This is a genomic window from Vibrio sp. RE86 (genome assembly GCF_013114545.1).
In the GTDB taxonomy this organism is placed as follows: Bacteria; Pseudomonadota; Gammaproteobacteria; order Enterobacterales; family Vibrionaceae; genus Vibrio.
Genome location: NZ_VTXI01000041.1, coordinates 1 through 5,124 on the forward strand (window position 1 = coordinate 1; position 5,124 = coordinate 5,124).

The 5,124-nt window shown below is 40.4% G+C and carries 5 protein-coding genes; all 5 read left to right on the forward strand.

Translation table 11 applies throughout. The features are described from left to right. The first annotated feature begins 127 nt into the window (after positions 1-127). The gene (locus F0231_RS20440) at positions 128-988 is read left to right on the forward strand and encodes a serine protease (protein WP_171761517.1); all 861 of its coding nucleotides are present in this window, start codon (positions 128-130) and stop codon (positions 986-988) included. 760 nt (positions 989-1,748) lie between these two features. Then, complete coding sequence (locus F0231_RS20445) at positions 1,749-2,015, forward strand: hypothetical protein (RefSeq protein ID WP_171761518.1); 267 nt, start codon at positions 1,749-1,751, stop codon at positions 2,013-2,015. Positions 2,016-2,165: 150 nt separating this feature from the next. Then, complete coding sequence (locus F0231_RS20450; RefSeq protein WP_171761519.1) at positions 2,166-2,480, forward strand: hypothetical protein; 315 nt, start codon at positions 2,166-2,168, stop codon at positions 2,478-2,480. Positions 2,481-3,047: 567 nt separating this feature from the next. Next, entirely contained in the window at positions 3,048-3,689 is a 642-nt protein-coding gene (locus tag F0231_RS20455) for a hypothetical protein (protein ID WP_253825838.1), read from the forward strand. Positions 3,690-4,388: 699 nt separating this feature from the next. Next, positions 4,389-4,877, forward strand: a complete 489-nt coding sequence (locus tag F0231_RS21280; RefSeq protein ID WP_171761520.1) for an ion channel — start codon at positions 4,389-4,391, stop codon at positions 4,875-4,877. The last annotated feature ends 247 nt before the right edge of the window (positions 4,878-5,124 follow it).

Sequence of the window (5,124 nt, forward strand, 5' to 3'; positions counted from 1 at the left end):
AGATTCGCAACGCTCGGCATTCTCAGTTCAAGTCGAGTTTTGGTGTTTACGGCGCAGTGGTTTAGGTTTTGTGGTAGCGTTGCTCACTACTTAACGCGGCGTTAGGGCACAACCAAAAGGTTATAGTATGTTAGAAAGAAAAGAAGCGCTCGTTGGGCGAGCTCAAACTGGAACTTTTGGCTTTGCTGATGCTGGTGGAAATCAGGTAGATACGCCAGAAAGGGCTATATTCCCAATTTTAAAAAAATCACATTTTGGTTCAGACGGAAAGGTCGAGTTCTTGGGTAGTGGTTTTTTTATTGCATATGATGGTTGGTTTATTACCGCTAAACACGTCTTAACAGACGTTTTAGATGAAAAAGGCAACTTAATTGCACCAATCACAGTTTTCCAAATAATGGGAGATGGTTCATACCATTATAGACCGATTCAAAAAGTATGGTTACATGAAGAGTCTGACATTTGTGTAGGTAAGTGCAAAACAGGGGTTAAACCTGAAAGTGCACCCATGGATCAAAACTTTATGATGCATGAAGGAACTGCAATATTACGCAATGCGGTGGTTTCAATATCAGATAATGTAATGGAAGTAGGAAGTAAAATCTGTACTTATGCATACCCTACTAGCATAATTCAGGATAATACGGTGTCATTAAATACAGGGTTCTATGAAGGTGAAGTCGTAGAGTATTTTCCTCAAGGGCGTGGAGACTACACAGATATTGCACCATGTTACCAAACCTCAATGCACTTACGTGGGGGTGCTAGTGGTGGACCTGTCTTTGATATGAGTACTGGTAAAGCATTTGCAGTTAATAGCTCTTCATTTGGTAGTTTTACTGACGTTTCATTTGTTCATACAATTTCAGCTGCACTAGATATCACAATTGGCTATGTCGTTGATGATGTTGTCCATATAGACCAAGAGCCTGAACACAGTTTGCCGTGCACATTACGGATGTTCCTCCATCAACAATTAGTGCCCTAACAAAGCATTTAAGAGTGATTCCCAACGCATGGCATTTTGCATTCCGTCGTTGGGTTTTAGTGTTTACGGTGGTCTGGTTAAGTTTCGTGGTAGCGTTGCTCACACCTTAATGCGGCGTTAGGCAAGGTATGGTGAGTTTCTCATTTCTATTCTTCTTTGCTTCCTTTGGCTATCCGTTTTTCCACGTCGGCAATTCAGCATTGTCGGCTCCAATTCTTGAATCACTCCACCCGTAAAATATGCCAATTTTCATGGGTTGCCTCATTGTTTTTTATCGTTGGTCGGTTGCGAGTTTCAATGGTTCAAAGTGTGGAAGGGCAAGTTAATCGGTGCTGTCTTGAAAGCTGATAGTTCGCAGATTTGAATCTCAGCGTCCTAAAAGCAACGACGTTGTTGCTATTTCGTATTCAGAGTTCGCTGAAACCACAGCGATAACATAGTGGCTTCGGTAGTTCTTGAATCACAAAAAATTCGTGGGTAATTGGTTGCTTATGATGTTTAAGGTATTCTGTATCAAATCAAGTTAGTGAGCACACGGAAATCTTGCCTAACAAAGCGTTTAAGGCAGATTCGCAACGCTCGGCGGTTTCACTTCGAATCGGCTTCAGTGTTTATGGCGCAGAGGTTTCGTTTAGTGGTCGCGCTGCTCACTACTTAACGCGGCGTTAGGCTCTTTGGTAAAAACGTAAGCTCAGTTTTTGGAAGTTTTATCTTAAATCATCGATAATATGTCCAAAGTACTTAGTAATTGAGTTTATGTATGGAAACATCAAAAGAAGAACTTCTAACCATCTTAAAGAAAGAATGCGAGTTATACTCATCAATTCCTGCAAATGAGCAGCAAAGAAAGCGTGACAAAAAGTGTTTTATCAATGGGTTGATGACAGCTTGTCGAGTTGTAGGTATAAGTTTTGAAGAGTTAAATCTGATAATTGAAACTATGCCTAAGCAACCACAATTCAGGGATTTAGATGAACAGTTGTCTATTCCAACTTATGTGCGAAACAATGTAGAGATCAGCGCCTGAATTCAACTGCGCGCCTAACAAACAATTTAAGCAGATTCGCAACGCTCGGCATTTTGGGTTTGAGTCGGCTTTAGTGATTAAGGCACAATGGTCTAGGTAGGTGGTAGCGTTGCTCACTACTTAATTGGGCGTTATGTTCTAGGAGGGAAAATGCACACACATAGAAAAGTATTAGGCTGGGTTTATTTCGTTTTTGGTGCCTTTTTAGGGTTCATTCTGATCGCTACCACATTGAATAATTTAGGTAATTTAAGCCCGGATACCATCTTGACTTTTTTGGGCAATTTCCTTATCGGGGCGATTTTCTTTTTATCATCATTTGGCGGGTTCTTCTTATTGAAAGAACGAAGCTGGGCTTACGGGGTCTGCTTTAAAACATCCTTTGCTTGGTTGTTATTTATACCTATTGGGACTGTGTTTGGCTTGTACTATTTTTGGTTTAACCATAAGTATCTAAAAGGCTGATCACACTGAAAAGTCCGAACATAACAAAGCGTTTAAGACGGATTCCCAACGCTTGGCGTTTTCAGTTTGATTAGGCTTAAGTGTTTACGGCACAATGCCTTAAGTAAGGTGGCATGCGTTGCTCACCACTTAACGCGGCGTTAGGCAAGGTACGGTGAGTTTCTCATTGCTATTCTTCTTTTCTTCCTTTGGCTATCTGCTTTTCTAAGTCGGCAATTCAGCATTGTCGGCTCCAATTCTTGAATCACTCCACCCGTAAAACATGCCAAACTTCATTGGTTGCCTCATTGTTTTTTAGCGTTGCCCTGTTGTGGCTTTCACTGACTCAAAGTGTGGAAAGGGCTAGTTAATCGGTGCTGTCTTGAAAGCTGATAGTTCGCAGATTTGAATCTAAGCGTTCCAAAAGCAATGTCGTTGTTGCTATTTCGTATTCAGAGTTCGCTGAAACCACAGCTATAACATAGTGGCTTCGGTAGTTATTGAATCACAAAAAATCCGTGGGTAATTGGTTGCTTATGATGTTTAAGGTATTCTGTATCAAATCAAGTTAGTGAGCACGCAGAAATCTTGCCTAACAAAGCGTTTAAGGCAGATTCGCAACGCTTGGTGGTTTCACTTCGAATCGGCTTCAGTGTTTATGGCGCAGTGGTTGAGTTTGGTGGTCGCGCTGCTCACTACTTAACGCGGCGTTATACGTTTCCGGAGGATTTGACATTGGAAGAACTAGTTCAGAAATTAGCTTCAATTGATGAGCTGGAAACTTGGAAGCAGCATTGCCAAGGTTACAGTTCCCAAGAGAAGAAAGCAGCGTTCGAGCGCGCTCAATCGTTGTGGATTGCCAGAAAAGTATCAGAGAATACTCTCTATCTTCATCCCGAGGTTATCTCAGATCTTCAAAAGCAAAACTGGCTTCCAAATGATCTGCAAAAGCGCATGATATGGGCAAGTGTGTTAGCTTCCGGTGAGGGTAGCAACAGTAGACAACGTTTCAAGTCTATCAAAGCTAGCTTACTTAAGAAGCACGGTAGAGATTGGTGGGAAGATGTCTACAAACGTCAAAAATCTGCATTTGCAGCTAAAGAACGTATTCGTAAACAAACAGCTTCAAACGGTGCTGCTGTCAATATGCTTATGGCAAAAACTCACTTATTCGGTGATATTGCCAGAGACCAAATACACAGTGCATTGAGTATGGTTCCTAAGTGGTAAAAAACGTATAACAAAGCGTTTAAGACAGATTCCCAACGCTTGGCATTTTCGGTTTGCTTTGAGTTTTGTGTTTACAGCACAATGGTTTAGGTTTGGTGGTCTGCGTTGCTCACTACTTAACGCGGCGTTAGGCAAAGAGCAGAAAAGTTCTTTGTTCTAATTTTCTTGCTCCCTCAAACCATCTGTTTTTCTAAGTCGGCAATTCGGTATTGTCGGCTCAAATCCTCGAACCTCTCCAACCGTAAAACAAGCCAAAGTTCGTGTGTTGCCTCATTGGGTTTCAGTGGTGGTTGGTGGTGAGTTTCACTGGCTTAAAGTGTGGAAAGGGCAAGCTAATCTAAGCTTTCGTTTTTTTGCCAGTTCTCAGCTTTGAGCTTCTCAGGTTCAAAAGCTACTTTGTTGCTGACAAGTCGTATTTCGAAGTTGCTGAAATCTCGGCTGTAACATAGCGACTTCAGTGGTTCTTGAATCACAAAAAATCAGTGGGTAATTGGTTGCTTATGATATTTAAGGTATTCTGTATCAAATCAAGTTAGTGAGCACACGGAAATCTTGCCTAACAAAGCGTTTAAGGCAGATTCGCAACCGAATCACCCAGCCTTTCTTATACCGTTATTTTTTGTATATGCTTTCTTATCGGTTGTAGCTAGCGGGTTTTTAATACTATTATTGCTTCCCCTTATATACACAGATATAGACGTGTTCGCTATAGAGGTAATTCACACCATTGTTACAATAATGATATTGTTGGTGCTATTTTTTCATTTTATATATTTGAATCTTGTTACTCTAGCCAAACACTCAAGATTACTAGAAGTTGATAAAAAAGTTCTTTTGATTTTACAATCGCTTTTGCTTTGTATATTTTCTTTCGCAGTTTTTTATTATTATCTTCAGGCCTTTAGTGGGAACCTGGCAATCGATGGAATTCACGCAATAGACTTTAGTAAAAATAATGTGGATTTTGAGCTTCATGGTATGTTTCGAGTGGTTACTATAATCCCCCCTATCGAAACTATAGTTGATTGCTTATATTTTAGTGTTGTTACTATAAGTACTCTGGGGTTTGGTGAAATGTTACCAAAAACTATACTTGCTAAAATAGTTGTGATGCTTGAAGTAGTAATAGGTTTTGTCTTAATGGCAGTATCTATAGGTACCATAATGTCTAAAAATTCAAAAAGCTAACAATAAATTTAAGAGTGATTCACAACGCTCGGCGCTTTCACTTCAAGCTAGTTTAGCGTTTATGGCACAATGCGTTAGGTAAGATGTTAGCGTTGTTCACACCTTAATTTGGCGTTATGTCACAAGGAGAAAAAATGTTTCAGTGGACGAAAAAGAACATTATCAAATCTGTCGCAAGAGAGCTTCCACCAAGGCTTGCGGTTAAGTACGGAAAAAGAGATAGCTACAAACCCGAGGAAATTGATTG

Excerpts from the sequence above, each read along its gene's own strand:
- F0231_RS20440 (WP_171761517.1), top strand. The coding sequence starts at position 128 with ATGTTAGAAAGAAAAGAAGCGCTCGTTGGGCGAGCTCAAACTGGAACT.
- F0231_RS20445 (WP_171761518.1), top strand. The coding sequence starts at position 1,749 with ATGGAAACATCAAAAGAAGAACTTCTAACCATCTTAAAGAAAGAATGC.
- F0231_RS20450 (WP_171761519.1), top strand. The coding sequence starts at position 2,166 with ATGCACACACATAGAAAAGTATTAGGCTGGGTTTATTTCGTTTTTGGT.